This is a genomic window from Paracoccus sp. SCSIO 75233 (assembly GCF_027912675.1).
Classification (GTDB): Bacteria; Pseudomonadota; Alphaproteobacteria; order Rhodobacterales; family Rhodobacteraceae; genus Paracoccus.
Map to the genome: position 1 here is coordinate 1,057,590 of NZ_CP115757.1, position 25,882 is coordinate 1,083,471.

General features: G+C 62.7%; 30 protein-coding genes. 12 read left to right on the forward strand and 18 right to left on the reverse strand.

Annotated elements, in window-relative coordinates; genetic code table 11:
• Positions 1 to 150: 150 nt before the first annotated feature.
• A complete protein-coding gene (gene ade, locus PAF12_RS05115) occupies positions 151 to 1,845 on the reverse strand; it encodes an adenine deaminase (RefSeq protein WP_271108915.1) in 1,695 nt (564 codons plus the stop codon).
• A gap of 137 nt (positions 1,846 to 1,982) precedes the next feature.
• Between ade and lepA the strand changes: the two genes are divergently transcribed.
• On the forward strand, positions 1,983 to 3,782 hold the full coding sequence (gene lepA, locus PAF12_RS05120; RefSeq protein WP_271108916.1) for a translation elongation factor 4: 1,800 nt from the start codon (positions 1,983 to 1,985) through the stop codon (positions 3,780 to 3,782).
• 181 nt (positions 3,783 to 3,963) lie between these two features.
• On the opposite strand, the gene PAF12_RS05125 is transcribed toward lepA, so the two are convergent.
• Both PAF12_RS05125 and yecR read right to left on the reverse strand, forming a co-directional pair.
• Complete coding sequence (locus tag PAF12_RS05125) at positions 3,964 to 4,431, reverse strand: transposase (protein ID WP_271108917.1); 468 nt, start codon at positions 4,429 to 4,431, stop codon at positions 3,964 to 3,966.
• 8 nt (positions 4,432 to 4,439) lie between these two features.
• Complete coding sequence (gene yecR / locus PAF12_RS05130; protein ID WP_271108918.1) at positions 4,440 to 4,745, reverse strand: YecR family lipoprotein; 306 nt, start codon at positions 4,743 to 4,745, stop codon at positions 4,440 to 4,442.
• A 153-nt stretch (positions 4,746 to 4,898) separates the two neighbouring features.
• Here yecR and PAF12_RS05135 point away from each other — a divergent pair, with 153 nt between their 5' ends.
• On the forward strand, positions 4,899 to 5,669 hold the full coding sequence (locus tag PAF12_RS05135) for a hypothetical protein (protein WP_271108919.1): 771 nt from the start codon (positions 4,899 to 4,901) through the stop codon (positions 5,667 to 5,669).
• A gap of 17 nt (positions 5,670 to 5,686) precedes the next feature.
• On the opposite strand, the gene PAF12_RS05140 is transcribed toward PAF12_RS05135, so the two are convergent.
• Positions 5,687 to 6,070, reverse strand: a complete 384-nt coding sequence (locus tag PAF12_RS05140) for a hypothetical protein (protein WP_271108920.1) — start codon at positions 6,068 to 6,070, stop codon at positions 5,687 to 5,689.
• Positions 6,071 to 6,237: 167 nt separating this feature from the next.
• Positions 6,238 to 6,897 carry a 50S ribosomal protein L25/general stress protein Ctc gene (locus tag PAF12_RS05145; protein WP_271108921.1) on the reverse strand — a complete coding sequence of 220 codons (660 nt, stop codon included), beginning with the start codon at positions 6,895 to 6,897 and terminating at the stop codon, positions 6,238 to 6,240.
• 202 nt (positions 6,898 to 7,099) lie between these two features.
• Between PAF12_RS05145 and PAF12_RS05150 the strand changes: the two genes are divergently transcribed.
• Entirely contained in the window at positions 7,100 to 7,615 is a 516-nt protein-coding gene (locus tag PAF12_RS05150) for a DinB family protein (protein WP_271108922.1), read from the forward strand.
• Between the two features lie 67 nt (positions 7,616 to 7,682).
• Here the strand turns inward: PAF12_RS05150 and PAF12_RS05155 are convergent, their stop codons facing one another.
• Positions 7,683 to 8,807 carry a TRAP transporter substrate-binding protein gene (locus PAF12_RS05155; RefSeq protein WP_271108923.1) on the reverse strand — a complete coding sequence of 375 codons (1,125 nt, stop codon included), beginning with the start codon at positions 8,805 to 8,807 and terminating at the stop codon, positions 7,683 to 7,685.
• 51 nt (positions 8,808 to 8,858) lie between these two features.
• On the opposite strand from PAF12_RS05155, the gene PAF12_RS05160 reads away from it, so the two are divergent.
• From PAF12_RS05160 to PAF12_RS05175, 4 genes are all read left to right on the forward strand, one after another.
• Complete coding sequence (locus tag PAF12_RS05160) at positions 8,859 to 9,038, forward strand: hypothetical protein (RefSeq protein WP_271108924.1); 180 nt, start codon at positions 8,859 to 8,861, stop codon at positions 9,036 to 9,038.
• A gap of 45 nt (positions 9,039 to 9,083) precedes the next feature.
• The gene (locus PAF12_RS05165; RefSeq protein ID WP_271108925.1) at positions 9,084 to 9,953 is read left to right on the forward strand and encodes an ABC transporter permease; all 870 of its coding nucleotides are present in this window, start codon (positions 9,084 to 9,086) and stop codon (positions 9,951 to 9,953) included.
• Positions 9,950 to 10,756, forward strand: coding sequence for an ABC transporter permease (locus PAF12_RS05170; protein ID WP_271108926.1), 807 nt, complete (start codon positions 9,950 to 9,952; stop codon positions 10,754 to 10,756). Before PAF12_RS05165 ends, PAF12_RS05170 begins: the two co-directional genes overlap by 4 nt.
• An 89-nt stretch (positions 10,757 to 10,845) precedes the next feature.
• Positions 10,846 to 11,940: an ABC transporter ATP-binding protein gene (locus PAF12_RS05175; RefSeq protein WP_271109653.1), complete on the forward strand. Its 1,095-nt coding sequence runs from the start codon at positions 10,846 to 10,848 to the stop codon at positions 11,938 to 11,940.
• Here the strand turns inward: PAF12_RS05175 and PAF12_RS05180 are convergent.
• The 4 genes from PAF12_RS05180 to PAF12_RS05195 all read right to left on the reverse strand — a co-directional run bounded on the left by PAF12_RS05180 (position 11,937) and on the right by PAF12_RS05195 (position 14,810).
• Positions 11,937 to 12,290, reverse strand: coding sequence for an MmcQ/YjbR family DNA-binding protein (locus PAF12_RS05180; RefSeq protein WP_271108927.1), 354 nt, complete (start codon positions 12,288 to 12,290; stop codon positions 11,937 to 11,939). The genes PAF12_RS05175 and PAF12_RS05180 overlap by 4 nt on opposite strands.
• 30 nt (positions 12,291 to 12,320) lie before the next feature.
• Positions 12,321 to 13,607, reverse strand: coding sequence for a homoserine dehydrogenase (locus PAF12_RS05185; protein WP_271108928.1), 1,287 nt, complete (start codon positions 13,605 to 13,607; stop codon positions 12,321 to 12,323).
• Between the two features lie 124 nt (positions 13,608 to 13,731).
• Entirely contained in the window at positions 13,732 to 14,268 is a 537-nt protein-coding gene (locus PAF12_RS05190) for a hypothetical protein (protein WP_271108929.1), read from the reverse strand.
• Positions 14,269 to 14,315: 47 nt separating this feature from the next.
• Positions 14,316 to 14,810, reverse strand: a complete 495-nt coding sequence (locus tag PAF12_RS05195) for an MAPEG family protein (protein ID WP_271108930.1) — start codon at positions 14,808 to 14,810, stop codon at positions 14,316 to 14,318.
• A 121-nt stretch (positions 14,811 to 14,931) separates the two neighbouring features.
• Here PAF12_RS05195 and PAF12_RS05200 point away from each other — a divergent pair, with 121 nt between their 5' ends.
• On the forward strand, positions 14,932 to 15,468 hold the full coding sequence (locus PAF12_RS05200; protein ID WP_271108931.1) for a DUF4174 domain-containing protein: 537 nt from the start codon (positions 14,932 to 14,934) through the stop codon (positions 15,466 to 15,468).
• 90 nt (positions 15,469 to 15,558) lie between these two features.
• Here the strand turns inward: PAF12_RS05200 and PAF12_RS05205 are convergent, their stop codons facing one another.
• From PAF12_RS05205 to PAF12_RS05240, 8 genes are all read right to left on the reverse strand, one after another.
• A complete protein-coding gene (locus PAF12_RS05205; protein ID WP_271108932.1) occupies positions 15,559 to 16,131 on the reverse strand; it encodes a hypothetical protein in 573 nt (190 codons plus the stop codon).
• Positions 16,132 to 16,133: 2 nt separating this feature from the next.
• Positions 16,134 to 18,191 carry an acetyl/propionyl/methylcrotonyl-CoA carboxylase subunit alpha gene (locus tag PAF12_RS05210; protein WP_271108933.1) on the reverse strand — a complete coding sequence of 686 codons (2,058 nt, stop codon included), beginning with the start codon at positions 18,189 to 18,191 and terminating at the stop codon, positions 16,134 to 16,136.
• A gap of 99 nt (positions 18,192 to 18,290) precedes the next feature.
• Positions 18,291 to 18,515 (reverse strand): glycine zipper 2TM domain-containing protein, encoded by a 225-nt coding sequence (locus PAF12_RS05215; RefSeq protein ID WP_271108934.1) that lies wholly within the window; start codon positions 18,513 to 18,515, stop codon positions 18,291 to 18,293.
• Between the two features lie 96 nt (positions 18,516 to 18,611).
• Positions 18,612 to 18,857, reverse strand: coding sequence for a hypothetical protein (locus PAF12_RS05220; protein ID WP_271108935.1), 246 nt, complete (start codon positions 18,855 to 18,857; stop codon positions 18,612 to 18,614).
• Between the two features lie 127 nt (positions 18,858 to 18,984).
• Positions 18,985 to 19,413 (reverse strand): hypothetical protein, encoded by a 429-nt coding sequence (locus tag PAF12_RS05225; RefSeq protein ID WP_271108936.1) that lies wholly within the window; start codon positions 19,411 to 19,413, stop codon positions 18,985 to 18,987.
• Positions 19,414 to 19,476: 63 nt separating this feature from the next.
• Entirely contained in the window at positions 19,477 to 19,620 is a 144-nt protein-coding gene (locus PAF12_RS05230) for a hypothetical protein (protein WP_271108937.1), read from the reverse strand.
• 163 nt (positions 19,621 to 19,783) lie between these two features.
• Entirely contained in the window at positions 19,784 to 20,473 is a 690-nt protein-coding gene (locus tag PAF12_RS05235) for a DUF6497 family protein (RefSeq protein ID WP_271108938.1), read from the reverse strand.
• Positions 20,470 to 22,002, reverse strand: a complete 1,533-nt coding sequence (locus PAF12_RS05240) for an acyl-CoA carboxylase subunit beta (RefSeq protein WP_271108939.1) — start codon at positions 22,000 to 22,002, stop codon at positions 20,470 to 20,472. Before PAF12_RS05240 ends, PAF12_RS05235 begins: the two co-directional genes overlap by 4 nt.
• A gap of 120 nt (positions 22,003 to 22,122) precedes the next feature.
• Here PAF12_RS05240 and alr point away from each other — a divergent pair, with 120 nt between their 5' ends.
• The 4 genes from alr (at position 22,123) to PAF12_RS05260 (ending at position 25,785) form a co-directional block, all read left to right on the forward strand.
• The gene (gene alr, locus PAF12_RS05245; RefSeq protein WP_271108940.1) at positions 22,123 to 23,151 is read left to right on the forward strand and encodes an alanine racemase; all 1,029 of its coding nucleotides are present in this window, start codon (positions 22,123 to 22,125) and stop codon (positions 23,149 to 23,151) included.
• Between the two features lie 111 nt (positions 23,152 to 23,262).
• On the forward strand, positions 23,263 to 24,369 hold the full coding sequence (locus tag PAF12_RS05250; protein ID WP_271108941.1) for a PhoH family protein: 1,107 nt from the start codon (positions 23,263 to 23,265) through the stop codon (positions 24,367 to 24,369).
• The gene (gene ybeY / locus PAF12_RS05255; protein ID WP_271108942.1) at positions 24,362 to 24,850 is read left to right on the forward strand and encodes an rRNA maturation RNase YbeY; all 489 of its coding nucleotides are present in this window, start codon (positions 24,362 to 24,364) and stop codon (positions 24,848 to 24,850) included. The genes PAF12_RS05250 and ybeY overlap by 8 nt, the downstream gene beginning before the upstream one ends.
• The gene (locus tag PAF12_RS05260) at positions 24,847 to 25,785 is read left to right on the forward strand and encodes a hemolysin family protein (RefSeq protein ID WP_271108944.1); all 939 of its coding nucleotides are present in this window, start codon (positions 24,847 to 24,849) and stop codon (positions 25,783 to 25,785) included. Before ybeY ends, PAF12_RS05260 begins: the two co-directional genes overlap by 4 nt.
• Positions 25,786 to 25,882: the final 97 nt, after the last annotated feature.

Consider the following 25,882-nt stretch of genomic DNA (forward strand, 5'->3'; position numbering starts at 1 on the left):
CGTGTCGCCGCCGATGGCGGCAAATCGGTATTTAAGCCGGATAAAGCCTCTAGCGGCTAGAGCTTCAAGGAAAATCTGATAACGATAAGGTCATAGCCCTTTGGCCGCCGCGCTGCATCCAAAAACACGCGACGCAGCGTCACTGTCTCGTCAGATCAGTTCAAACCGATCCACATCGACCATACCGCGATCCGTGATTTTCAGATGCGGGATCACCGGCAGGGCGAGGAAGGCGAGTTGCAGGAATGGCTCATGCAGGGTGATGCCGAGGTCGCTTGCGGCGTGTCGCAGGGTTTTCAGCGCGGCGTGGACCTCCTCGAAGGGCTGGTGGCTCATCAGGCCGGCGATCTCCAGCGGCAGTTCCGCTTTGATCTCGCCGCCTTCTGCGACGACGAAACCGCCGCCGATCCGGGCCAGATGCCGGGCGGCGAGGGCCATGTCGTCGTAATCCACCCCGACCAGCGCGATATTGTGGTGATCGTGGCAAACGGTCGATCCGATGGCGCCCGAGCTGATGCCGAAACCGCGCACGACACCATTCGCGATATTACCGTTTCTGCCGTGCCGCTCGACGATGGAGATCCGGGCGAGGTCGCGGGCCGGGTCGGGGCGGCGGTCGCCATCGGTTGCGGCGATGTCTTCGCGGAGATGATCGGTGATGATGCGGCCCGGCTGAATGCCGATGACCGGGGTTTCGCCGTCGCCGGGCAGGCGGAAGCTCTCGGCGGAGATGTCCGGCAATCGGACGGAGTGAAGGCCGACCGGGGCGGGTGGCTCGCGCCCTGCGAACGCGTCCTCCGAAACCGGAACGCCGCCGCAGATCACGCGGCGGACCCGGCAATCCGCAATATCGTCCAGCATGACGATATCGGCGCGCTTGCCCGGTGCGATCTGGCCGCGATCTTTCAGCCCGAACGCCTCCGCCGCCGAGAGCGTGGCGGCGCGATAGACCGCCAGTTCATCACAACCATGCCCGATCAGCCGCCGGATCATGCTGTCGAGATGGCCTTCCTCCGCAATATCCAGCGGATTACGGTCATCGGTGCACAGGCAGATATAGGGCGCGGTCAGCGGCGTCAGAACCGGGGCGAGCGCGTCGAGGTCTTTCGACACGGACCCCTCGCGGATCAGGATGCGCATGCCCTTTTGCAGCTTCTCGGTCGCTTCGGCGGCTGTGGTCGCCTCATGCTCGGTGCGGATGCCTGCGGCGATATAGCCGTTCAGATCGCGCCCCGACAGCAGCGGCGCATGCCCGTCGATATGGCCGCCCGCGAAGGTTTCCAGCTTCTCCATGCAGGCGGGATCGCGGGTCAGGACGCCGGGGTAGTTCATGAACTCCGCCAGCCCGATGACCGCCGGGTGATCCGCGAGAGCAGCCAGATCACTGGCCGATAATGCCGCGCCCGAGGTTTCTAGCGGCGATGACGGCACGCAGGAGGACAGATTGACGCGCAGGCTCATCAGCGTGGTTTCGGAGGCGTCGAGAAAATAGCGGATCCCGTTTTCCCCGACCACATTGGCGATCTCATGCGGGTCGCAGATCGCCGTGGTGACGCCGCGCGGCGTGACGCAGCGGTCGAATTCCGCAGGCATCACGCAGGAGCTTTCGATATGCAGATGCGTGTCGATGAAGCCGGGGACCAGAACCGCCCCGGCCACGTCGATTTCCTGCCTGCCGCTATAGTCCGTCCCGATCCCGACGATCCGTTCGCCGCAGATCGCCACATCGCCCGGGATACGGCTGCCGGTGACCATGCACCAGATTTCCCCGCCTTTCAGGACAAGATCGGCCGGCACTTCGCCGCGTCCTTGGGCGATACGGGTTTCAAGGGGGGATTCGGGCATCGTCTTCTCCGTCGGTTTGGGCAATGATCGGCCAGCGGCGCTTTGCCGTAAAGGGGGCGAAGATTCGCCACGAATTCATTGCGCGGGCGTGCATCTGGCCTCTTCCACGTCCAATCGCGCCCCTGTATATGCGCTCCATGACCGATCTTGATCTCATCCGCAATTTCTCCATCGTGGCGCATATCGACCACGGCAAATCCACGCTGGCCGACCGGCTGATCCAGCTGACCGGCACGGTGGCCGAGCGGGATATGAAGGCGCAGCTTCTGGACGCGATGGATATCGAGCGGGAGCGCGGCATCACCATCAAGGCCAATACCGTGCGGATCGCCTATCCGGCAAAGGACGGGCGGACCTATATCCTCAACCTGATCGACACGCCCGGCCATGTCGATTTCGCTTATGAGGTCAGCCGGTCGATGCGCGCGGTCGAGGGCTCTCTGCTGGTCGTCGACGCCACGCAAGGGGTGGAGGCGCAGACGCTGGCCAATGTCTATCAGGCCATCGACGCGGATCACGACATCGTGCCGGTGCTGAACAAGATCGACCTGCCGGCGGCGGAACCCGACCGGGTCAAGGAGCAGATCGAGGATGTGATCGGTATCGACGCATCCGAAGCCGTGCCGATCTCCGCCAAGACCGGCCTCGGGATCCCCGATGTGCTGGAGGCGATCGTGACGCGCCTGCCCGCACCGACCGGCGACCGCGATGCGCCGCTGAAGGCCATGCTGGTTGATAGCTGGTACGATTCCTATCTGGGCGTTGTGGTCATGATCCGGGTCATGGACGGCGTCATCCGCAAGGGCGATCAGGTCAAGATGATGCAGACCGGCGCGACCTACAAGCTGGACAAGCTGGCCGTGCTGACGCCCGCGATGAAGGATATTGCGGAACTTGGACCGGGGGAGATCGGAGTCTTTACCGCGTCCATCAAGCAGGTCCGCGACACCCGCGTGGGCGATACGATTACCCATGAGAAGAAACCGACCGACAAGCCGCTGCCGGGCTTCAAACCCGCGCAGCCGGTGGTGTTCTGCGGCCTCTTCCCGGTTGATGCGAATGATTTCGAGGCGCTGCGCGATGCCATCGAGAAGCTGGCGCTGAACGATGCGTCCTTCAGCTATGAGATGGAGACATCCGCCGCGCTTGGCTTCGGCTTCCGTTGCGGTTTCCTCGGGCTTCTGCATCTGGAGGTGATCCGCGACCGGCTGGAGCGTGAATATGATCTGGACCTGATCACGACCGCACCTTCCGTCGTGTTCCGCCTGCATATGCGCGACGGCGAGGTGATCGAACTGCACAACCCCGCCGATATGCCTGACCTGACTCTGGTCGACCATATCGAGGAGCCGCGCATCAAAGCCACGATCATGGTCCCGGATGAGTATCTGGGCGATGTGCTGAAGCTGTGTCAGGACCGGCGCGGCATCCAGATCGACCTGACCTATGCCGGGGCGCGGGCGATGGTTGTCTATGATTTGCCGCTGGCGGAGGTCGTGTTCGATTTCTACGACCGGCTGAAATCGGTGACCAAGGGTTATGCGTCTTTCGATTACCAGATCAGCGAATATCGCGAGGATTATCTGGTCAAGATGTCGATCCTCGTGAATGACGAGCCGGTCGATGCGCTGTCGATCATGGTTCACCGCGACCGGGCCGAGGCTCGGGGCCGGGTGATGGTCGAGAAACTGAAAGAGCTGATCCCGCGTCACATGTTCAAGATCCCGATTCAGGCGGCCATCGGGTCGCGCGTCATCGCCCGCGAAACGCTGAGCGCCATGCGCAAGGACGTGACGGCGAAATGCTATGGCGGGGACGCGACGCGGAAGAAGAAGCTGCTGGAGAAGCAGAAGGCCGGTAAGAAGAAGATGCGCCAGTTCGGCAAAGTGGAGATCCCGCAGACGGCGTTTATTCAGGCGTTGAAGATGGATGGGTAGCGTTAATGGTGCGTGTGAACATGTGCCGTTTGCGGGAGCGTGCCTTGTGTAAATGGTGCGTGTGAACACGCACCCTACGGGGCAATACCGGGCCGATTATGCCGATAATCGTAGGTGCGTGCTCGCACGCACCATATACGGTGCCGATAAGCGTAGGGCGTGTGTTCACACGCACCATCAATCACCCATCCCCATCCCGTTGATAGGATGAATAAGGCCAATCCTCCGGGCGGCTCACATATCCATGTTTGACCGGGTTCCACCAGCAATAGCGCATATGTGCCGCGAAATCCGCATCATCACGGATATGATGCTCCCAGAAACGCCGCTGCCAAATGCCGCGCTCCTGCCGCGCGATATGGCTGCTGCGTCGTGGGCCGGCCGGCAAACCGCGTGAAAAGCGGGATTTGATGAGACGCCAACGGGTTGAGTAATCGACATCTCCGTCCGGCAGACGCCAGATGCAATGCAGGTGATCCGGCAGGACAACCCACGCCTTGATGGCGAAAGGGCGCTCCGCCCGTGTTTGCCGTACCGCATCGCGCAGATGCTCGATTTCCGTTGTCAGCAGATGACCGCCGCGTGTGGCGAGTGTGACTGTGAAGAAGATCGGGACGCCGTTCAGGCGCGGGCGGATATAGCGGGGCATGGGTAGGGTTACCCTGTGCATTGATAGGTTTTCGTGACTGTCGCCCGGTTGCAGTTGCCGTACAGATCCGCCGCCTGGCACTGAGTGCGCACGCCCTCGAAGGGGTCGGCCTTGCTGTAGCCCCAGGCATTGCAGCGTTTGGTGGCGGAGCTTTCGGCGCTGGCCCAGTCCACCAGCGGTTTTTCAAGCGGCAGCACCTCGTATGACATATCGACCGAGGCGTCGGAGCGGCTGCCGCCGGTTGGGACCGGGGTTTTCTGAACCTCGCAAGCGGCGGTCAGGATGAGCGGCAGGCAGAGCAGGTAGGTCTTCATCGCGGATCCTTTGGTATTTGCGCGTTTGGTCGGTCTCTGCCTCGCATGAAAAGGCTAATAACCGGTTAAGGCGCGATCCGCTTCGGCTTCCCGCAGTCCTGCGGCTTCGCTAGGCTGTGGGCGGATCAGTGGCGGGCAGGGATTGGCGAAAAGATGCAGAGATTACGCGACGTGATAGCGGAGTGCCGCGTCATCAGCCTGCCGGGCTCCACGATCCGTCGTGAGCATGTGACAGCGGTGCTCGGCCATCAGGGTATCGGTTTCAGCTTCTCCGAAGGTGTGAAGGCGAAACGTCATTTCATGGGCTGCTCGCTTGCACATCGGGCGGCGCTGGATGCTATCGACCGGCTGCCTGCGCTGGTGCTGGAGGATGATGTCGCGCCTTTCACAGCTGAAATCGGCCTGCCGGACATACCGCAGGATGCGGATATCGTTTACCTCGGGGTGGTGCCCTTCGGCTGTCTGCCCGACAGCGAGGAGAATATCGGCAGGTTCGGGCATCGCGCGGCAAGCGGGTTGGCGCTTGCTTCGGCTGCGGGGGCTGACTGGCTCAGGCTTCATTCGATGACCGGGGCTTTCGCGATCCTTTATGTGTCGCAGCGGGGGCTGGACGCGTGGCGTGGAGCAGTGGCGCAGGCGCTGGAACTGCGCCGGCCATTCGATATCATGACCGCCTATGCGATGAACTCGGTTAAGGTTTATACGCCGCGCGAGCCGCTTTTCTATGAAGCGGCGCATCTGCAGCGGCCACTGAAATTCTTCACGCCGACTCAGCGTCTGGGGTTTACGGCGAACCCTTTGCGGGCTCTGGCCGAAGGGCATCAGCGGATCGCCCATCTTGGGCAGGAGGCTGTCAGGGTTCGGGCCATGTCCAATAAGGATGGGCTGCTGGAATGGCGGCTGAGCGAGGCGGCGCGGTCTTAGTTGCGGCGCGTCTGCGATCAGTAATCCCAGATCGGGCGGATCACCCGGCAGTGATTGCCGACCGCCATCGCAACGGAGATCGAGCCGTCGCGCGGGCCGGAGCCGAAGCTGGACAGCCCCGCACCTTCGGCCTTGCGCGCCGGATCGAGGGTGAAGACGATGCCGCCGCCCGCCTTGCGCGGCTTGGGGGAAGCGCGCCAGATCCGCGTCTTGCCGGGGGCGTCCATGACACGCTGTGCAAAATCCCCGGCGGCACACCAGTAATCGGTCTCATCCCGGCGTGAATGATAATCGACAGCGATTTCCGTCGGGCTGATCTGCACTGCCGTCATGCCGTTCTGCGCGGTAAACGCAGCAGCCTGAAGCGGAAACAGCAGGAAGGCGAGGCATAGCAGCCGCATGGTGAACTCCGTTTTATCGCCGCGACCGGGTGTGGGGCGAGGGAACAGCATATCGCGGATAGACAGGGCCGCCAAATCACGCTTCGGACAGCCGCGCCTCAGGGGCAGCGGAATAGAAAAGGGCGGCACCCGGAAGTGCCGCCCTGTCTGCAAATATTGCGGGAAGATTACTCTTCGCTGGCTTCTGCCTCTGCTTCGCCCTCGGCTTCCGCCGCAGCTTCGCCTTCGCCACCCTCTTCGGCTTCTTCCGAAACCAGAGCCGACGGTGCGGCGATATTCGCGATCACGAAGTTACGATCAGTGGTCGGCTTCGCGCCTTCGGGCAGCTTCACGTCGCCGATATGAATCGAGTCGCCGATTTCGCGGCCTTCCAGATCGACGATCACGCTTTCCGGGATGTCACCGGCGGTCACGACCAGCTCGACTTCCGGACGCACGGTCACAAGCGTGCCGCCGCGTTTCAGGCCGGGTGCCTTGTCTTCGTTGATGAACTCGACATGGATGAACAGGTTCACCTTCGTGGTGCGGCGCAGGCGCATGAAGTCGATATGCGTCGGCAGGTCTTTCACGACGTCTTTCTGAACGCCGCGGCAGATGATCCGCACGTCTTCCTGACCTTCGACTTTCAGGTTCCACAGCGTGGACATGAAGCGACCGGCGCGCAGCTTGGTCAGCAGGTTGTTGAATTCGAACTGTACCGGCAGCGGGTCTTTTCCGTCGCCATATACAATGCCGGGCACCTTGCCTTCACGGCGAGCTTTACGGGCGGCCCCCTTGCCTGTCCCCGTGCGTGCCTCGGCCACCAGATCCGGGATCTCTTTGGCCATGATATATTCCTTCAGGTTTAAGTTGACGGCCATCCTCCAAGGGTGCGTGGCCGCGAAGACGCGCCTTTAGCAGTGATCGGGCGGTTTGAAAAGGGGGAATTGGCAAAAACCGACCCCCGAGCCGCCAAGTGATGCGGCCTGTCATGGTTTGGTGTCACCGGTCGGGCTATGGTTGCGCAGGTGATGACCACTGGAGGACGCGATGGCAAGCAAGGAATACGCGCTGACGATGGCCAGATATAATCTCTGGCAGAATGAGAATATCCTGACAGCCGCAAGCACTCTGAGCGAGGCTGAGCGGCAGAAGGACCGGGGTGCGTTCTTCGGCTCGATCGAGCGGACCTTGTCGCATCTGTTCTGGGGCGATCAGGTCTGGCTCGCAAGGTTTGCGGACACGCCGGCCCCGGATTGCGGGATTGCGGACTCGACCGGGCTGATTGCCGATTGGGACGATTACTGCGCGGCTCGCGCAAAGTTTGACCGGCGCATCCTGCAATGGGCGCATGAGGTGGCGCCGGATTGGTTTGCCGGTGATCTGAAATGGTATTCCGGTGCGAGCGGGAAAGAACTGACCCGGCCCCGCTCGACGCTCGTGATCCAGATGTTCAACCACCAGACCCATCACCGGGGGCAGGTCCATGCCATGCTGACCGCTGCGGGGGCAAAACCCGGCGCAACGGATGTGCCGTTCATGCCCAAGGATTATCAGGGTCTGTAAATCATTCTGACTGACGCCAAAAGAAAAGGACGCCCGAAGGCGTCCTTCTGCTGAGCGTGGGAGAGGATCAGAGCGTGCCGTTACGCTGCTGGATCATCATGAAGGTATCATAGGTGTATTCCGCAGTCTGGTTGTACAGATACCAGTCGGCACGGAAAGCCTTGATCGAGGACCAGATCTTGTTCCAGTTCTCGTTGCTGGCGTCGAGTTCGGCATAGACCTCGTTGGCGGCTTTATAGAACGCCTCCATCACCTCCGGCGGGAAGGGACGAAGCTGCGCGCCGCCCGCGACCAGCTCTTTCAGCGCCGTCGGGTTCTTCCAGTCGTATTTCTGGAGCATGTCGGCATCGGCCGCCTGACAGCAGGTGCGCAGCAGGGACTGATAATTCGCCGGCAATTCCTCGAATTTGGCCTTGTTGAACATGAAGTGGACCGTCGGGCCGCCTTCCCACCAACCGGGGTAGTAGTAATACGGCGCGACCTTCGCGAAGCCGAGCTTCTGGTCGTCATAGGGGCCAACCCATTCGGCGCCGTCGATGGTGCCTTTCTCAAGCGCCGGATAGACATCGCCACCTGCAAGCTGCTGCGGCACAACGCCCAGACGTTCGCAGACCGCGCCCGCAAAACCGCCGAGCCGGACCTTGAGACCGGCCAGATCCTCGACCGAGTTGATCTCTTTCCGATACCAGCCGCCCATCTGGACGCCGGTATTGCCGCCGGGATAGGCGACGATGTTCTGGGTCGCCATGAACTCGTTGAACAGATCAATCCCGCCGCCGTGATAGTGCCAGGCGTTCTGCGCGCGCGCCGACAATGCGAATGGCACCGTTGCACCAAGCGCCCAGGTCGGATCCTTGCCCCAATAGTAATAGGCAACCGTGTGGCAGCAATCGACGGTGCCTTCGCTGGCGGCATCGGCAGCCTGCAGGCCGGGCACGATTTCACCGGCGGCGAAAGGCTGGATGGTGAACTTGCCGTCCGTCGCCTCGCTCAGCATCCGGGCCAGCACTTCTGCGCCGCCATAGATCGTGTCGAGCGATTTCGGGAAAGACGAGGTCAGACGCCAGTTGATCGTCGGCATCTCCTGCGCGATGGCCGGGGCAGCAAGCGTCGTTGCCGCAGCAGCGCCTGCGCCGCCGATGGTGGCATGGGTCAGGAAACGACGGCGGTTGAGGTTTGATTTTTCTGTCATAAGTCCTCCACATTGCGCGGCTCGCTTCGCCGCGCTTGGAACATATTGTGCATGGCCGCAGCATTCTGTCGAGATCAAACACCCGGCCAGCAAGAATTTTTCGATCACAACTCCGGGCCAGTTCAGACCCGCCTCGGCGCGGCGCACGGCAAGCGGCAGCTTATGCGTGCCCGATCCGGCGGCGAAGAAGAACGCGCCAATGCAGCGCAATCGCACTTTTCATCGCCCTGATCCGTTTATAAGCTCGCTGGAAAAGCGCGGCCGCAGGGAGAGTTCATGTCCGCCACCCGTTTCGACGCCGAGGCGCGTCAGGGCCTGACAATGGTGTCGCCGCCGCTGATCTATGCGGTGCTGATGCTGGCGGCACCCCTGTTGACGATCCTCGCCTATTCCTTCTTCCGCGACGGCTATCTGGAGGTCATCCGGGAATTCACGCTGGATAATTACCGCGCCGTCTGGGCCGATCCGGTGTTCCACAAGATCATGATCCGCTCGCTGCTGGTGGCGGTTCTGGTGACGCTGGCGACCGTGGTGCTGGCGTTTCCGGTGGCCTATTTCCTGTCCTTCGGGCTCAGGCCGGAGCGCAAGGCGATGTGGATTTTCCTCATCACCATTCCGTTCTGGACCTCGTATCTGATCCGGGTGTTCCTGTGGAAGGTGATCCTGTCGGAGGAGGGGGTTATCAACTCCGTCCTCGATCTTCTGCCACTGGTCCAGCCTGCCGGGGACATGTTGTATAATGTTCAGGCCATTGTGGTGACGCTGGCCCATGCCTATGCGCCCTTTGCGATCCTGCCGATCTATGTCGCGCTTGAAAAGGTCGACCGATCGCTGCTGGAGGCGGGGCGGGATTTGGGCGAATCCCGGCTGATGACCTTCTGGCGCGTGACCCTGCCGCTGGCCATGCCGGGGGTGGTGGCGGCAACGCTGATCGTGTTCATCCCGACCATCGGCGATTACGTCACGCCCGAGCTGATCGGCGGCGGCAAGGTGCCGATGATCGCCAATATGGTGCAGGTGAATATGCTGGCGCTCGACAACAAGCCAATGGGCTCGGCGCTTGCGGTGACGGCGATGCTGATCGTGGCTGTGGTCAGCGTGATCTTCATCCTGCTCAACCGACGCTTTCTGAGGGTGAGGCAATGAAGTTCACCGGGCTGCGCGTCTACGCGATCCTTTATCTGCTGTTTCTTTATGCGCCGATCCTGCTTTTGCCGCTGTTCGCGTTCAACTCCGGCACGATCATCGCCTTTCCGCTGCGCGGTTTCACAACGGACTGGTTCGCGGAGATGCTGGGCAATCAGACCCTGCGGCGTGCTTTCACCAATTCGATGATTATCGCCGTCAGTTCCGCTGTGCTGGCGACCGCGCTTGGTATCTTCGCGGCGCGTGCCTCCACCCGGTTCAGCTTTCCGGGCAAGACAGGGATCATGGGGCTGATCATGCTGCCGCTGGTCCTGCCGGAAATCATCGTGGCGATGTCGCTTCTGGTGGTGCTGCTGGCGATCGGGGTGCAGCTATCGGTGTTCACCGTCATTCTGGGTCACACGCTGATCTGCATGCCCTATGCCATCGCGATCCTGTCGACGGCGTTCAACAGCCTCGACAAATCGCTGGAGGAGGCCGCCTATGATCTGGGCGAAACGAGATGGAGCGCGTTCCGGCTGGTGATCCTGCCACTGGTCATGCCGGGGATCGTGTCGTCGCTGCTGATGAGCTTCACCATCAGCCTTGACGAATTCATCATCGCCTTCTTCCTCGCCGGGAACGAACCGACGCTGCCGACCTATATCTTCAGTCAGCTGCGTTTCCCGCAATCCATCCCGGTCATCATGGCGCTCGGCACCGTTCTGGTGGCGATGTCGATCCTGCTCCTGACCGCTGCCGAATATTACCGCCGCCGGGGTGTTGCCCGGACCGGCCAGAAAGACACCGGAGGCTTCATTTGACCGAGACCGCACAGGCCAGCGCCGCCAAACCTGCCTCCCGCATGTCCAAGGCCGCAAACCGCTATGCGGAGTTGCAGGCGGCCAGACCGATGATCGAGTGTCGGGAGGTGCATAAATATTACGGCGATTACCACGCGCTGCGCGGCATCGATCTGGACATCCGCGCGGGCGAGTTCTTTTCGCTGCTCGGGCCGTCCGGCTGCGGCAAGACCACGCTGTTGCGGGTCATCGCCGGGTTTGAGGAGATTTCCTCGGGCGTGGTGATGATCGACGGTGGCGATATGGTGTCGGTGCCCGCGAACAAGCGCCCGACGAATATGGTTTTCCAGTCTTATGCCATCTTCCCGCATCTGACGGTGGCGCAGAATGTCGCCTTCGGGCTGCGCCGTGATCCGCGGTCGCGTGCCGAAAAAGATGCCGCCGTGGAGGAGGCGCTTTCGATGGTGGGCCTTGCCGGTTATGGCGAGCGCGCGGCGCATGCGCTTTCAGGTGGGCAGCGGCAGCGGGTTGCTTTGGCCCGCGCCCTGATCCTGAAGCCGAAGGTGCTGCTGCTGGATGAGCCGCTTTCGGCGCTTGATCGCAAGATGCGCGAACAGATGCAGGTGGAGCTTATCAAGCTGCAACGTCAGGTTGGCATCACCTTCGTTCTGGTCACCCACGATCAGGAGGAGGCTCTGGTGATGTCGGACCGGATCGCCGTGATGTTCGAGGGCGGCATTGCCCAGCTTGATGAGCCGGAATCGCTCTATGCTCGTCCGGTCAGCCGGCGGGTGGCGGATTTCATCGGGGTGATGAATTTCCTGCCGGTGACGGTGCTGTCGGAGGACGAAACCGGCGCCCGCGTGGATGTCGAGGGGCTGGGAGAGTTCGACATCGCCCCCGGTCAGATCGCCGCGAAGAACGAGAACGATGCAGACCCCCTTATCGGCTTCCGGCCCGAGGCGGTCAGCGTCTTTCCCGAAGGTCAGGCCCAGAATGCCGCGCGGCAGAGTGGCGGCATCATCGACGAGGTCGTCTATTACGGCGACATGACCTATTACGATGTGCGGCTGGACGAGGAGGACGGCACCACGTCAGAGCCGGTTCGGATCTCCATGCGCAATGTCTATGGCCGCGATATTCCCAGCGTCGGCACCCGCGTTTCGGTCGCGTGGTCACCGGCAAGCATGATCCTGTTCCGTTAAGGTTCCTCGTCGAACGGGGCGAGCTCTGCCTGAGCCTTCTTCGTCAGCGATTTGCGGATCAGCCGGTAGGACTGGCTGATCCGGTGTTCAAGCTCGTCCCGGTCGGCATCGCAGGGCAGGGCGACCCAGCTTCGATGCATATAGGGGGCCTTTGCCGCCACGCCTGCGTCAATCAGCATGGCGGCGGTGTCGATGCTGTCGCATTTGACGGAGACCCGGTCCTCCTTCATGCCGATCAGGGCGAAGATCTTGTCGCCCACCTTCCAGCAATCATGACCGCCGCCCCAGGGATCGGAATGTTCCGCCCCGGGATAGGTCGCGCAAAGCTCGTTTACCTGTTTCCGGCTCATGGGGACAGCTTAGCCTGAAAGAGGCCGCGCTCAAACCTCTTCGATGCGCAACTCGACCGGGTCTTCCGCGATAACGCCGGTTTTCGGCAGCATCTCGATGGCATGGTCAATCGCGTCGGGCGTGGTTTTATGGGTCACGATCAGCACCGGGGCCGGGCCGTCCTCATGGTCGTATTGCCGCATCCGGTGGATGGAAATGCCGGCATCGCCCAGCACACTCGCCACCTTGGCAAGCGCGCCGGGTTTGTCCAGCAGGGCCAGCCGCATGTAATAGGCCGCAGGCACAGCCGTCCGCGCCGGAACCGCCTGTTTCAGACCCTTGGCGGGCTGGCCGAATACCGGGATGCGCACGCCACGGGCAAGCTCCACGATATCGGACAGGACCGCGCTCGCCGTCGGGCCTTCGCCCGCACCGGCGCCCCGCAGGACGATCTGGCCGACCGCGTCGCCCTCGATCACCACCATATTGGTGCCGCCCTGCAATTGCCCGATGGGGCTGTCGGCGGGGACGAGGCAGGGGGACATGCGCTGCTCCAGCCCGCGCGCGGTCATCTGCGCCACGCCGAGAAGTTTGATGCGATAGCCCATATCGGCGGCGCGGCGGATATCGTCGATGCTGACCCGCTCAATCCCCTCGATCTCGACCGCGTCGAAATCGACCCTGGTGCCGAAGGCGATGGATGACAGGATGGACAGCTTGTGCGAGGCGTCAATGCCGCCCACGTCAAGCGTCGGATCGGCCTCCAGATAGCCAAGCTGGCGGGCCTCCTCGAACACGGCCTCATAGGGCAGGCCGCCGCTTTCCATCCGGGTCAGGATATAGTTGCAGGTGCCGTTCATCACGCCCATGACCCGATGCAGATCGTTCCCGGCGAGTGACTCCGTCATCGTCTTGATGACCGGAATCCCGCCCGCGACCGCTGCCTCGAACCGCAGGACGCGGCCCTCGGCTTCGGCCAGTTCGGCCAGTTCCTGACCGTGACGGGCCAGAAGCGCCTTGTTCGCGGTCACGACATCCTTGCCGGATTTCAGCGCGCGCTCGACGGAGTCCTTTGCGATGCCCTCATCCCCGCCGACGAGTTCAATATAGACATCCACATCGTCGCGCGCGGCAAGCTGGGTCGGGTCGTCCACCCATTCATAGGCCGACAGATCCGCGTCGCGGTTCTTCATCCGGTCGCGCGCGCTCACAGCGGTGATGGCAACCGGACGACCGGACCGCGCCGCGATCAGGTCGGCATGTTTCTGAATGATCTTGACGACACCGATCCCGACGGTGCCGAGCCCGGCAATGCCAAGCCGTAATGGGGCGGACATGATAGCCTCTTTTTTCGCTTGATCCGCCTGTTATCGCGAGCCGCGCCGGGTTGCAACGCGTCTGTCGGCGCGCCGGTGACGCATGGGAAATTTCGTGTACCGCGTGGTCCCGTTTTCGCGAGGCTCAGCCGTGATCATGGTCGTCGCCCTGATCGTGGCCGACCCATTCGCCCTCGATCCCGGTCGCCCGCATGATGGAGACGATCCGGGCGGCGGCGTTCAGCGTGGCTTCGTGGATCTGGTAAATATCCTCGGCGCTCAGATCATCGGGGAAGCTCTCCCCCTTGGTATTCAGAAATGCCGGATGCCAGCGGGGGCTGTCGGCGACCGGCTTCCATGAGGCATGGCACAGCATATTGCGGGATTTGCGGATGGCGCGCAGATCGCGGGCCAGATCGTCGCGCCCGCGAACCTGGGCGCGGCCCATCTGTTTGACGAACTGGTCGATCAGCGTACCCATTGTGTCGTCCGCGATCTCCTCCATCCGGCGCAGCCAGGCTGCCAGCGCGCGGTCATTCGGGGTCTCGCCCAGCCCGTCCCTGGACAGCGCGAAGATGGCGCGTTTCAGAGCCTCCTCCAAAAAGCCGAAACTGGCCACAGCGTGACCGATCGCGGCGGCGAAGTCGTCGGGCAGGCGGTCTGGCGCGCGGCTCATGCTCATGGGGCGATTCCTAAATCAGCTTTTCGGACTTGTCTGCCCCCCGAGGCTCAGAAAAACACCCGCCCAAGCCCGACGATGGCGCTCAGCACCGCGCAGACGACCGTGGGGTAGAACCCGGCTGCAAAGCCGAAGGCGCGCAGCGGCGGAGATTTCAGATAGCCGAGCCAGAAGGCAATCCGCGTCAACCCGAAGCTGATCCCGAGCGCAGCCGGAAGGCCGGGGCCGAACAGCACCCCGGCGGCAGGCCAGATGGCAGCGGCAAGGACAAGCTGTTCGGTGGTGTTGGTCAGGACACGCTGCGTGATCTCCTCCGTGCTGCCGGGCGCGAAGGCCTCGCCGTCGATATTGCCGGGGCTGAAAAACCGTCCTGCGGCGAGGCGGGCGACCATTGTGAGCATCACCATCCCGCCCGGCAACCCCGCCAGCATGATCGCCGGAAGCGGGTCGATCCAATGCCCCCATGAAAACCCCAGCCACAGGACCGGCAGCACCCAGATGGCGGCGATCACCATCCCGGCTGCGACCTTCCGTTGTTTTTCCATTCTCTGCCCCCCATTCACGCGTCAGTCAGTCCCATATAACCGATCTGACGCCGGATAACGTGACAGCATGTCTTTCCCATTCCCTCTGCCGGACTATATGAGTCCTATGAGCGAGGTGGCGATGATAAACTTGATCCGGTTCACGGCTTTCGGAATGATGCTTATGGCAATGGGGCCGGGGCGCGATGCGCCGCCGCCGTCACAGGTCAATCCACCATCCCCGGCAGAGGTGGATGCCGCGCAATCCCCGCGTCCCGCAGCGCCGCAGGACAACGGCAATCCGGTGCTGAGCGAGTTGCTGATCCATGACGCCGCCGATGTCGACCCGGAGGCATTCCTGTGGGAGTTCCGCCCGCTGGTGGTGTTCGCGGAAACCCCGTCCGATCCGGCTTTCATCACCCAGATGCAGTCGTTGCGCGACCGCCCGGCGGCGCTGATCGAACGCGACGTGGTGGTGATCTTCGACGCCGATCCGGCGGCGAATACGGTCTGGCGGCAGGAATTGCGTCCGCGCGGCTTCTCCCTCGTGCTGCTCGACAAGGACGGTCAGGCAGAGCTGCGCAAACCCCGCCCGTGGAGCGTGCGGGAAATCTCGCGCGCCATCGACAAATTCCCGATGCGGCGAGAGGAGATCGGCAGGGCAGGGGTCTTGCCGTAATTCTTGCGAAAATCGCGCCGACGCCCTATATTATGCGTGAAAAGGAGGAATGCATCATGTCCGCATCCTACGCACCGAAACCGATCAAGGTCAGGACCGGCCCGCGTCCAGGTTACTGATACGACCCCTGCCGTCCATATTCGACAGGATGGCCGATAATGCGCCTTCGCCAAGTTCGATTGCGCCAAGTTTCATCGAAATATAGTCACGATACATGGCCGCGGCGCGTTTTGCGCCGATTTTCGCCGTGTCCAGCTCCCGCAGATCGGTAATCATCGCCGAAATCGCGTTGAGCTGGCTGTAATAAAGCACCACCGGATCAATCGTATCGCGCGGCAGAATGTGGATTTCCCCGATGATCGCGTGGAAAACCGCATTGTTATGCTCGGTCGGGATGACCGGGAAATATCCCGTCTGATGCTCGATCCGCTGCGCGATGTCTTCGCCATATTCCGCGATATGATCGCGCTCCAGAACCGACAGATAGGCGCGGATTTCTGCGAAGATGGCGCGCTGAACGTCGCGCACCCGATCCGCCCGCTGCCGCGCGTCGCGCTTGCGGCCCTGCCACCAGACCACCCACCAGCCCAGAACGATGAAGCACCCCGCGATCATCGCGGATTGTGCCTGCGGGGCAAGGAACTGGTCCAGCGGGGCGGCCATGTTCAGGCGAACTCCATGATGATGTCGTCGACCTTGAGGCTCTGGCCCGGTTCCGCCGCGATGCGTTTGACCACGCCCCTGGTTTCGGCGCGCAGGATATTTTCCATCTTCATCGCCTCGATGGTGGCGAGCGGCTGGCCTTCCTCCACCGTATCCCCCTCGGACACGGCAATGGACTGCACCAGCCCCGGCATCGGGCAGAGCAGCAGCTTCGACTGGTCAGGCTTCTCGATCACCGGCATCAGCCGGGCGAGGCGGGCGGCACGGGGCGTACGGACATGCACCGCCAGATCCGCGCCGGAGGTCCGCAGCCGGAAACCCGCACTGATCCGGTCGACCTTCATCACCAAAGGCCGCCCCTCGACCGTCATGCGGGCGAGGCTGCGACCCGGCACCCAGTCGGAAACCACCCGAAGCGCGCGCCCCGCCACCGTGACGGTCGAGCCCGCGCGGTCGGCGTCGATCCGCGTCTCGAACTCCTGATCGCCGATGCAGACGACCCAGTCGCTGCCCACCTTGCGTTCGTGATTGCCAAGCCGCCCGCTGATCCGGCTGCGGCGGATTTCCGTGACCCGGTACATGGCCGAGGCGGCAGCGGCGATCCGGTGCAACTCCCGCTCGGGCAGTTCGGTGCCGTGAAATCCGGTCGGATATTCCTCGGCGATGAACCCGGTCGAGATGTCGCCTGCGATGAATTTAGGGTGATCCATGACGGCGGACAGGAACGGGATATTATGGCCGATCCCGTCAATCTCGAAAGCATTCAGCGCGCCGCGCATGGTCTCAATCGCCTGCTCGCGGGACGGGGCCCAACTGCACAGCTTGGCAATCATCGGATCGTAGAACACCGAAATTTCGCCGCCCTCATAGACGCCGGTATCGTTGCGGATGCCGGTTGCGGCCTCTGGCGGGGCCGCGTCCGGGACCGCTGGCACCCAGTTGCCTGCCTGCGCCAACGGACCTGCCTGCTGTTCTTCCGGGGGCTGATAGCGGGTCAGCCGGCCCGTGGAGGGCAGAAAGCCGCGATACGGGTCCTCCGCATAGACGCGGGATTCGATGGCCCAGCCGTTCAGCGCCAGATCCTGCTGCGCGAAGGCCAGAGGCTCACCCGCTGCAACGCGGATCATCTGTTCGACCAGATCGATGCCGGAAATCAACTCCGTCACCGGATGTTCGACCTGAAGCCGCGTGTTCATTTCGAGGAAATAGAAATTCCGCGCCGCATCGACGATGAATTCGACTGTCCCGGCGCTGACATAGCCCACGGCCTGCGCAAGCCGCACCGCCTGTTCGCCCATAGCGGCGCGCGTCTTCGGGTCCAGAAACGGTGAGGGGGCCTCTTCGATTACCTTCTGGTTGCGCCGCTGGATGGAGCATTCGCGCTCGTGCAGATAGACGCACTTGCCGTGGCTGTCGGCCAGAAGCTGGATTTCGATATGGCGCGGCGAGGTGACGAATTTCTCGATAAAGATACGGTCATCGCCGAAACTCGCCGCCGCCTCGTTCTTCGAGGACTGAAACCCCGCCCGTGCATCGTCGTCGTTCCAGGCGATGCGCATTCCCTTGCCGCCGCCACCCGCCGACGCCTTTATCATCACCGGATAGCCGATCTGCGCGGCGATGCGCACCGCGTCCTCCGCATCCGTGATCAGCCCCATATGGCCCGGAACCGTGGACACGCCCGCCTCGTCCGCGATCTTCTTCGAGGTGATCTTGTCGCCCATGGCTTCGATGGCCGCAGCAGGCGGGCCGATGAAGGTGACGCCTTCAGCCGCCAGAGCCTCGGCAAATCTACGGTTCTCGGACAGAAACCCGTAGCCCGGATGGACGGCATCCGCGCCGCTCTCGCGAATGGCGGTCATGATCCGGTCGATGTCGATATAAGACTGGCTGGCCTGTGCCGGGCCGATATGGACCGCCTCATCCGCCATCTTCACATGCAGCGCATGCCGGTCGGCGTCGGAATAGACCGCGACGGTGGCGATCCCCATTTTCCGGGCGGTCTTGATGATGCGGCAGGCAATCTCGCCGCGATTGGCAATCAGGATTTTCTTGAACATATCGGCATCGCTGGCAAGAAAAAGCCGCCCGCGGAGGCTCCGCAGGCGGCGAGGTTCGTGTCGGATACACGCCGCGAGATCAGGCGCGGCGTGTTGGTATTATTCGCAGAAACCGACGTCGTTGCAGACCGCACCAGCAGCCGCTCCGGCTGCGGCGGCCTTGTAGACGTCGCTTTCATCCTTGCCGGCGACATGGGCGATTGTGGCCCCTGCGGCAGCGCCGATGGCGGCACGGTCGATGTCGGTCGGATTGATGTTCTGCGTGCAACCGGCAACACCGATTGCAAAAATGGCGGCCATAGCCGCGCTTGTGACTTTAGCCATGTTTTTTCTCTGTATTTGGATCGGCGGGATGCGGCGAAGCTATCCCCGCCCGGATAGGATGGGGCAGCCGCAACGGCGACTGCCCGGATCGTCAGCTTACTGGCTGGCGCAAACGCCTGCGTCGTCGCAAAGCGCACCGGCTGCAGCGCCGACAAGCGCGCCGGTTCCGATATCTTCGTCGAACGCTTTGGCTGCGACCGCACCCGCACCGGCCCCGACGAGGGCGCGCTGCGCGTCAGCCGACATATAGGTGCCGCCGCCATAAGGGCTGGTCGCACAAGCGGCGAGGGAACCCACGACAAACGCTGCACCTGCGAAGCGGAGGAAAGTCTTGTTCTGCATGAAACACTGCCTTGTTTTATGGCCCGTTGGAATCGGGCGTGATTGATTTCGCTTTCCATTCTGCCACAATGGCTTGGCACGGAAAACTGACAACCGCGTGAAAAATCCGAGAGCGGCGACGCGGCGCTCATATATCGCCCCGGAATTCGTCGTCTCCGTCAGGATCCTCTCCGTCAGGGTCTTCGTCATCCCAGTCGTCTTCCCACTGATCTTCATCGGCGAATATCTCCGGGAAGTTCGCCTGGGCCTTCGCCATATCGACGCGGAAAAGCTGGTCGTAGGAGACCGGATCCAGCTTGCCGACCGCGACCACCTCGCGGCCCAGAAGCCAGGACAGGCGACCCGCATCCAAATTGCCGCGCTCGAATTCCTCTTCACCGAAATGCTCGATCAGCGCGGTAAGGAAACCCGCATCCGCACGGCGATCCGCCGGGCTGCGATCACGGAAACGCTCCCGCGCGATCAGCTTCGTCGCGCCTTTTGGATTGGCGCGGCGAATGGTGAACTGGAAATCGGTCGATGGCAGGCGGGACGGAAAGCCGCGATGTTTCAGCATATGGCCTCCGCCCCGGCTGGATCGCACGGACAGACCCGCTGCCCGCACAACCGGATAACGTGATCAGTTCGCGCCGTATTTGCCCTGATAGACCGGCTCCTGCGTGACCGGCACGACCGGGCCCGTGGTGGTGTAGTCAGGCTGACGCGGCTGACATGCGGCAAGGATACCCACGGCGACGAGGGCGAACGCGATTTTCTTCGACATTGACTGCTCCTGTGATCAGGGGCTTTTTCGCCCCTTTTATATGGTAGGCATGGCGCAATATGCGCACATGGCAGCAGAGTAATCAGATTAAACCCGCCGCGATAGCTGGCTTTCGGGGCAGCGGGCGGGACATTGCCGATCTGTGGCACGGTTGCATCAACCATCAGAACGGGGCCCAGACACATTCATCGCGGTCGGGCGGCAGCGTGAAAGCCTCGAACAACTGGACCGCACCGATGGCGATTTCCCCGGCTTTGGTCTCGCGGTCGGCCAGCGAAATCAGGATTTCGGAGGGGCGGGGTGCAGGGCTGGCGATACGCGGCAGCACGAAGTTTTCGCAAAGCCAGACGATGTCGTCATGCATCGGATCGCGGACCAGACTGTCGGGCGCACGCGGCAGCGCCGGGCTGTTGGCCGCGCCTTCCATCCCGTCGGGATCGCTGGTTTCCGGATCCGGCAAAACCTCGACGCTCCCGGCCGTGTCGGCTGCCTCAACGCCGGGAACGGGTCGCTGATCGATTTCCTCCGCCCGCATTACGCCGCTGTCGACGGCCTGAAGAAAGATCGAGATGCCGGGATCCTCTTCACTGGTTGCCAGCTGCTCAAGTGCGGCGATTTCCTCATCCGTCAGCTCTTCCATCGGTCCATCGGGGGCAGGTGGCACCAGATTATCCAGCTCCGGCGCGACAAAGCGGAAACGATAGGTCAGGCCGTCCACGCCGGGCAGGCCGTGGATCGTTTCCAGCCAATAGATCGGCTGGCCCGACGGCACCGGCAAAAGGTTCGGATTGGGACCGGCGGCACTGACCGATGTGGCGGTTGCGAGAAGAAAGGCTGTCGTAATAAGTTTCATAACGGAAGATTGTCGTGTTTTTTCCATGGATTATTCTGCTGTTTGTTGCGCAGACTTGCGAAAGCGCGCGCGATACGGCGGCGGGTCGAGCGGGGCTGGATCACCTCGTCGACGAAGCCGCGCTCGGCTGCGATGAATGGGTTGGCGAAGCGGTCCTCGTAATCCTCGGTCAGGGCGGCGATGCGGTCGGTGTCGTCAAGCTCGCCGCGGTGCAGGATCTCGACCGCGCCTTTCGCGCCCATAACCGCGATCTCAGCCGTGGGCCAGGCGTAATTGAAATCGCCGCGCATCTGCTTTGACGACATGACGATATAAGCGCCGCCATACGCCTTGCGGGTGATAAGCGTGACCTTGGGCACCGTGGCCTCGCCATAAGCGAAGGCGAGCTTTGCGCCGTGGCTGATGATCCCGTCCCATTCCTGCCCGGTGCCCGGCAGAAATCCCGGCACGTCGATCAGGGTCAGGATCGGGATCGAGAACGCATCGCAGAACCGCACGAAACGCGCGGCCTTGCGTGAGCTGTCAATGTCCAGACACCCGGCCAGCACAAGCGGCTGATTGGCAACGACGCCGACCGTCCGCCCCTCGATCCGGATGAAGCCGCACAGGATATTGCCCGCGAAATCCCGCTGTATCTCGAAGAAATCGCCCTCATCCGCGATCTTCACCACCAGCTCGCGCATATCATAGGGCAGGTTCGGGTTGTCCGGGACCAGCGTATCGAGGCCGAGCTCGATCCGGGCCGGATCGTCGAAGAAGGGCCGGGTCGGCGGGACTTCCCGGTTGGACAGGGGCAGGAAATCGACAAAGCGGCGGGTCTCGATCAGAATTTCGACATCGTTTTCAAACGCCGCATCGGCCACCCCGGATTTCTGCGTATGCGCATCGGCACCGCCAAGCTCCTCCGCTGTCACCAGCTCATTCGTCACCGTTTTGACCACGTCCGGGCCGGTCACGAACATGTAGGACGTGCCGCGGGTCATGAAGGTGAAATCGGTGATCGCGGGTGAATAGACCGCACCGCCAGCGCATGGCCCCATGATGAGCGAGATCTGCGGCACCACCCCGGAGGCGAGGATATTGCGCTGAAACACCTCCGCATAACCGGCAAGGCTCGACACGCCTTCCTGAATCCGCGCGCCCCCCGAATCGTTCAGCCCGATCAGCGGCGCGCCGTTGCGGATGGCCATATCCTGAATCTTGCAGATCTTGCGGGCATGGGTTTCGGACAGCGAGCCGCCGAACACCGTGAAATCCTGCGCGTAGACATAGACCAGCCGCCCGTTGATCGTGCCCCATCCGGTCACCACGCCATCCCCCGCAGGCCGGTTTTCAGCCATGCCGAAATCGGTTGACCTATGGGTGACGAACATGTCGAATTCCTCGAAACTGTCGTCGTCCAGCAGCAATTCCAGCCGCTCGCGCGCCGTCAGCTTGCCACGCGCATGCTGCGCGTCGATCCGCGCCTGTCCGCCGCCCAGACGCGCGGCTTTGCGCCGCGCCTCCAGCTGCTCCAAGATGTGCTTCATCGTCCGCCCCAGCCGATAATTTCACAGATCATGACTGAAAGCTTGCGCGGGAACAAACCGAAAATCTGCAATGACCACGGGCCCTTGACGGCGGGCGGGCTTTGTCGGAAAGCAAAACCTATGGTTTTGCAGATCGATCTTTCCGCCCTCAGGGCAAATTATCGCACCCTTGCGGGTCTGGCACCCGGCGCGCGCGCTGCGGCTGTCGTGAAGGCGAATGGATATGGGCTAGGGGCGGAGCATGTCGCCCGTGCTCTGGCGCAAGAAGGCGCGACGGATTTCTTCGTGGCGCTTGCATCGGAAGTCCCGGCGGTGCGTCGGGGTGCGGGCGCAGAGTCACGGATTTTCGTGCTGTCCGGCCATATGGAGGGCGCGGCCCTTGGCGATGCGATCCCGGTCCTGAACAGTGCGGAGCAGTTCTTCCGCGACCGCGCGACCCGCCCCGGCAGACCCTTCGCCATCCAGCTGGACAGCGGCATGAACCGGCTGGGGATGGAGCCGGGCGAATGGGCCGGGCTGAAGGCGGAGGCGCTTGCCGCCGCACCGGAACTGATCATGTCGCATCTGGCCTGCGCGGATGAGCCGGATCACCCGATGAACCGCCAGCAATTGCAGTGCTTCCGCGAGATGACCGACGGTGTCACCGTGCCCCGCAGCCTTGCCGCAACAGGCGGGATATTGCTGGGGCCGGATTATCATTTCGACATCACACGCGCCGGGATCGGCATGTATGGCGGCCAGCCATTCGCTGATGCGAAACCCGTGGTCCGCCTGTCCCTGCCGGTCATCCAGACCCGCGAGGTTATTGCCGGGGAAACGGTCGGCTACGGCAACACATGGACCGCCCGCCGGACGACGCGGGTTGCGACCGTGGCCGCTGGCTATGCTGATGGAATTCACCGTGCCCTGTCATCGGACGGAAACCGGCGCCGGATTGACCTGCTGGCGGGCGACAATCGCTGTCCGGTCCTCGGGCGGGTGTCGATGGATCTGATCACAGCGGATGTCTCCGCCCTTGATGAGGTTCCGGCGGCGCTTGATCTGCTGTCACCGGCGCAGACCGTCGACGACGTGGCCGATATCATCGGCACCATCGGATATGAGGTTCTGACCTCACTCGGCGCGCGCTATCCGCGCAGCTATGTCTGAAAGACCTGCACCGTGAAGTTTTTGTGACAGGTCGGCGGTTTTTGACACAAACACTTGTGTAACGCCGCGCGGCACACCAAGAATGGGGGGAAGAACAATCCGGAGACCTCCTTGGGCCTGACCCCGACCGCACCCGATACCGCCGCGCCTGCCGCCAATCAGGGCGAGACGCTTCTGGAATTCCCCGACAACCGATTGCTGATCGAGCTGTGCGGCCCCGCCGACCAGCATCTTCAGCAGATCGAGTCCGCGCTCAGCGTGCATGTGCTGCGGCGTGGAAATCTGCTGGCCGTGGTCGGTCCGGCGCAGGCGCGGGAGGAGGCAGCGCAGCTTTTGCAGGCGCTTTATGCACGGCTGGAGCAGGGCCGCCCGGTGACCGGGGCGGAGATCGACGCCGCGTTGCGCATGGGACCGGATGCCGAACCGGCCTCGCTGTCGCCCGACGAGCAGCTTGAAATGTTCGGCACCGGCCCCATCGAGCTGCGCACCCGCAAGAAAACCGTCGAGCCGCGCACCGATGCGCAGAAGGATTACGTCCGCAATCTTTTCGCCAATGAGATGGCCTTCGGGATCGGTCCGGCGGGGACCGGCAAAACCTATCTCGCCGTCGCGGCTGGCGTCACCATGCTGATCGGCGGCCATGTCGACCGCATCATCCTGTCCCGCCCGGCGGTCGAGGCGGGGGAACGGCTTGGCTTCCTGCCCGGTGACATGAAGGAAAAAGTCGATCCCTATATGCAGCCGCTTTATGACGCGCTGAACGATTTCCTGCCCGGCAAGCAACTCGCCAAGCTGATGGAGGAAAAGCGGATCGAGATCGCGCCTTTGGCCTTCATGCGCGGGCGGACGCTGTCGAATGCTTTCGTGGTGCTGGACGAGGCGCAGAATGCCTCCACCATGCAGATGAAGATGTTCCTGACCCGGCTGGGGGAGGGCTCACGCATGGTCATCACCGGCGACCGCAGCCAGATCGACCTGCCGCGCGGAACGCAATCGGGGCTGGTCGACGCCGAAAAGATCCTCGCCGGGATCAAGGGGATCAGCTTCAATTATTTCACCGCGAAAGATGTGGTGCGGCACAAGCTGGTGGCGCGGATTATCGAGGCGTATGACGCCGCCGATGCCGATGCCCTCGCGAACGGGGGGGAGGCGCCGCGTGGCAGCTACGCCCCGCGCCGCACCCCGGGTTCCTCCCGTCAGGGTCGCGCGGATGGCTGATATCGACGTGGTCATCGAGGATGACCGATGGATTGAAGCCGGGCTCGACGCCCTGGCGCAGCGTGCGGGGCAGGCGGCGCTGAACTGGCTCGGCATGGATGCGGATATCTGCATCATGGGCTGCGATGACACGCGCATCGCGGCGCTGAACGGGGATTTCCGCGACAAGCCCCAGCCGACCAATGTGTTGTCATGGCCGGCGGTCGAGCATGTCGCGCATCCGCCCGGTGCGCATCCGCCGCGGCCCGACACCGATGAGCTGGGCGATATCGCGATTGCGTGGGAGACCTGCCAGCGTGAAGCGACCGTGCAAGGCAAGGCGTTTGACGCGCATGTGACCCATCTTCTGGTCCACGCGATCCTGCATCTCGCCGGTTACGATCATCTGAATGACGTAGATGCGGAAACCATGGAGGCGGCTGAGCGTTCCGTTCTTCAGCCCCTCGGCATAGACGACCCTTATCTGGAGAGGACCCGATGAACAGCGACCCGTCCCGAAGTCCCGGCCATAGCGACGAAGTCGGCGCGGACCCTGCCGGATGGGCTGACGGGGTCGGCTCCGAAGGCCGCGATCTGCCGAGTTCGCGGGGATTTCTGGGCCGGATTTTCGGGGCGTTCGGTGGCAGTGCCGATAATGACAGCGATATACCGGAGGCGCATCGCGCGCCGGAACCCGCTGCCCCCGGTATGGTCAATCTGCGCCGGATGCGGGTCGATGATGTCGCCATCCCGAAGGTGGAAATCGTCGCGGCCCCGGTCACGGCCAGCCTTGAAGAGCTGGTCGAGATGTTCCGCGAACACGGATTTTCCCGCGTGCCGGTCTATCGCGGGACGCTGGACAGTCCGCTGGGCCTGATTCACCTGAAGGATCTGGCGCTGAAACATGGGTTCGGGGCGAAGCCGGCCGGAAAGTTCTCTCTGCGCCCGATGCTGCGGCCGCTGCTATATGTGCCGCCATCGATGCCGATCGGGGTGTTGCTGCAGCAGATGCAGAAGGACCGCAAACATATGGCGCTGGTCATCGACGAATATGGCGGGGTCGACGGGCTGGTGACCATCGAGGATCTTATCGAGCAGGTGGTCGGTGAGATCGAGGACGAACATGACGAGGTCGAGGGCGGTCTCTGGCTGTCGGAGAAGCCGGGTCAATGGTTGATACAGGCCCGCGCGCCGCTGGACGAGTTGGAGCAGGAGACCGGGTTGCGTCTGGTCCCGGCGGAGGAAGAGGACGATATCGATACGCTGGGCGGGCTGATCTTCATGCTGACCGGGCGCGTGCCGGTGCGTGGAGAGGTGATCCCGCATGATTCCGGCGCTGAGTTCGAAATCGTCGACGCCGATCCGCGCCGGATCAAGCGCGTGCGCCTGCGTCTGCCATCGGCGGATGAAACCCCGGCGAGGCCTAAGCAGGACTGATCCTGTCCCCGGCCTGCGATGCGCTGGTCTTCAAGGCCTGTCTGCTAAACGCATTTCAGGCAAGATATGTCTGCCAAAACAGAAACGCGGCAGTGCA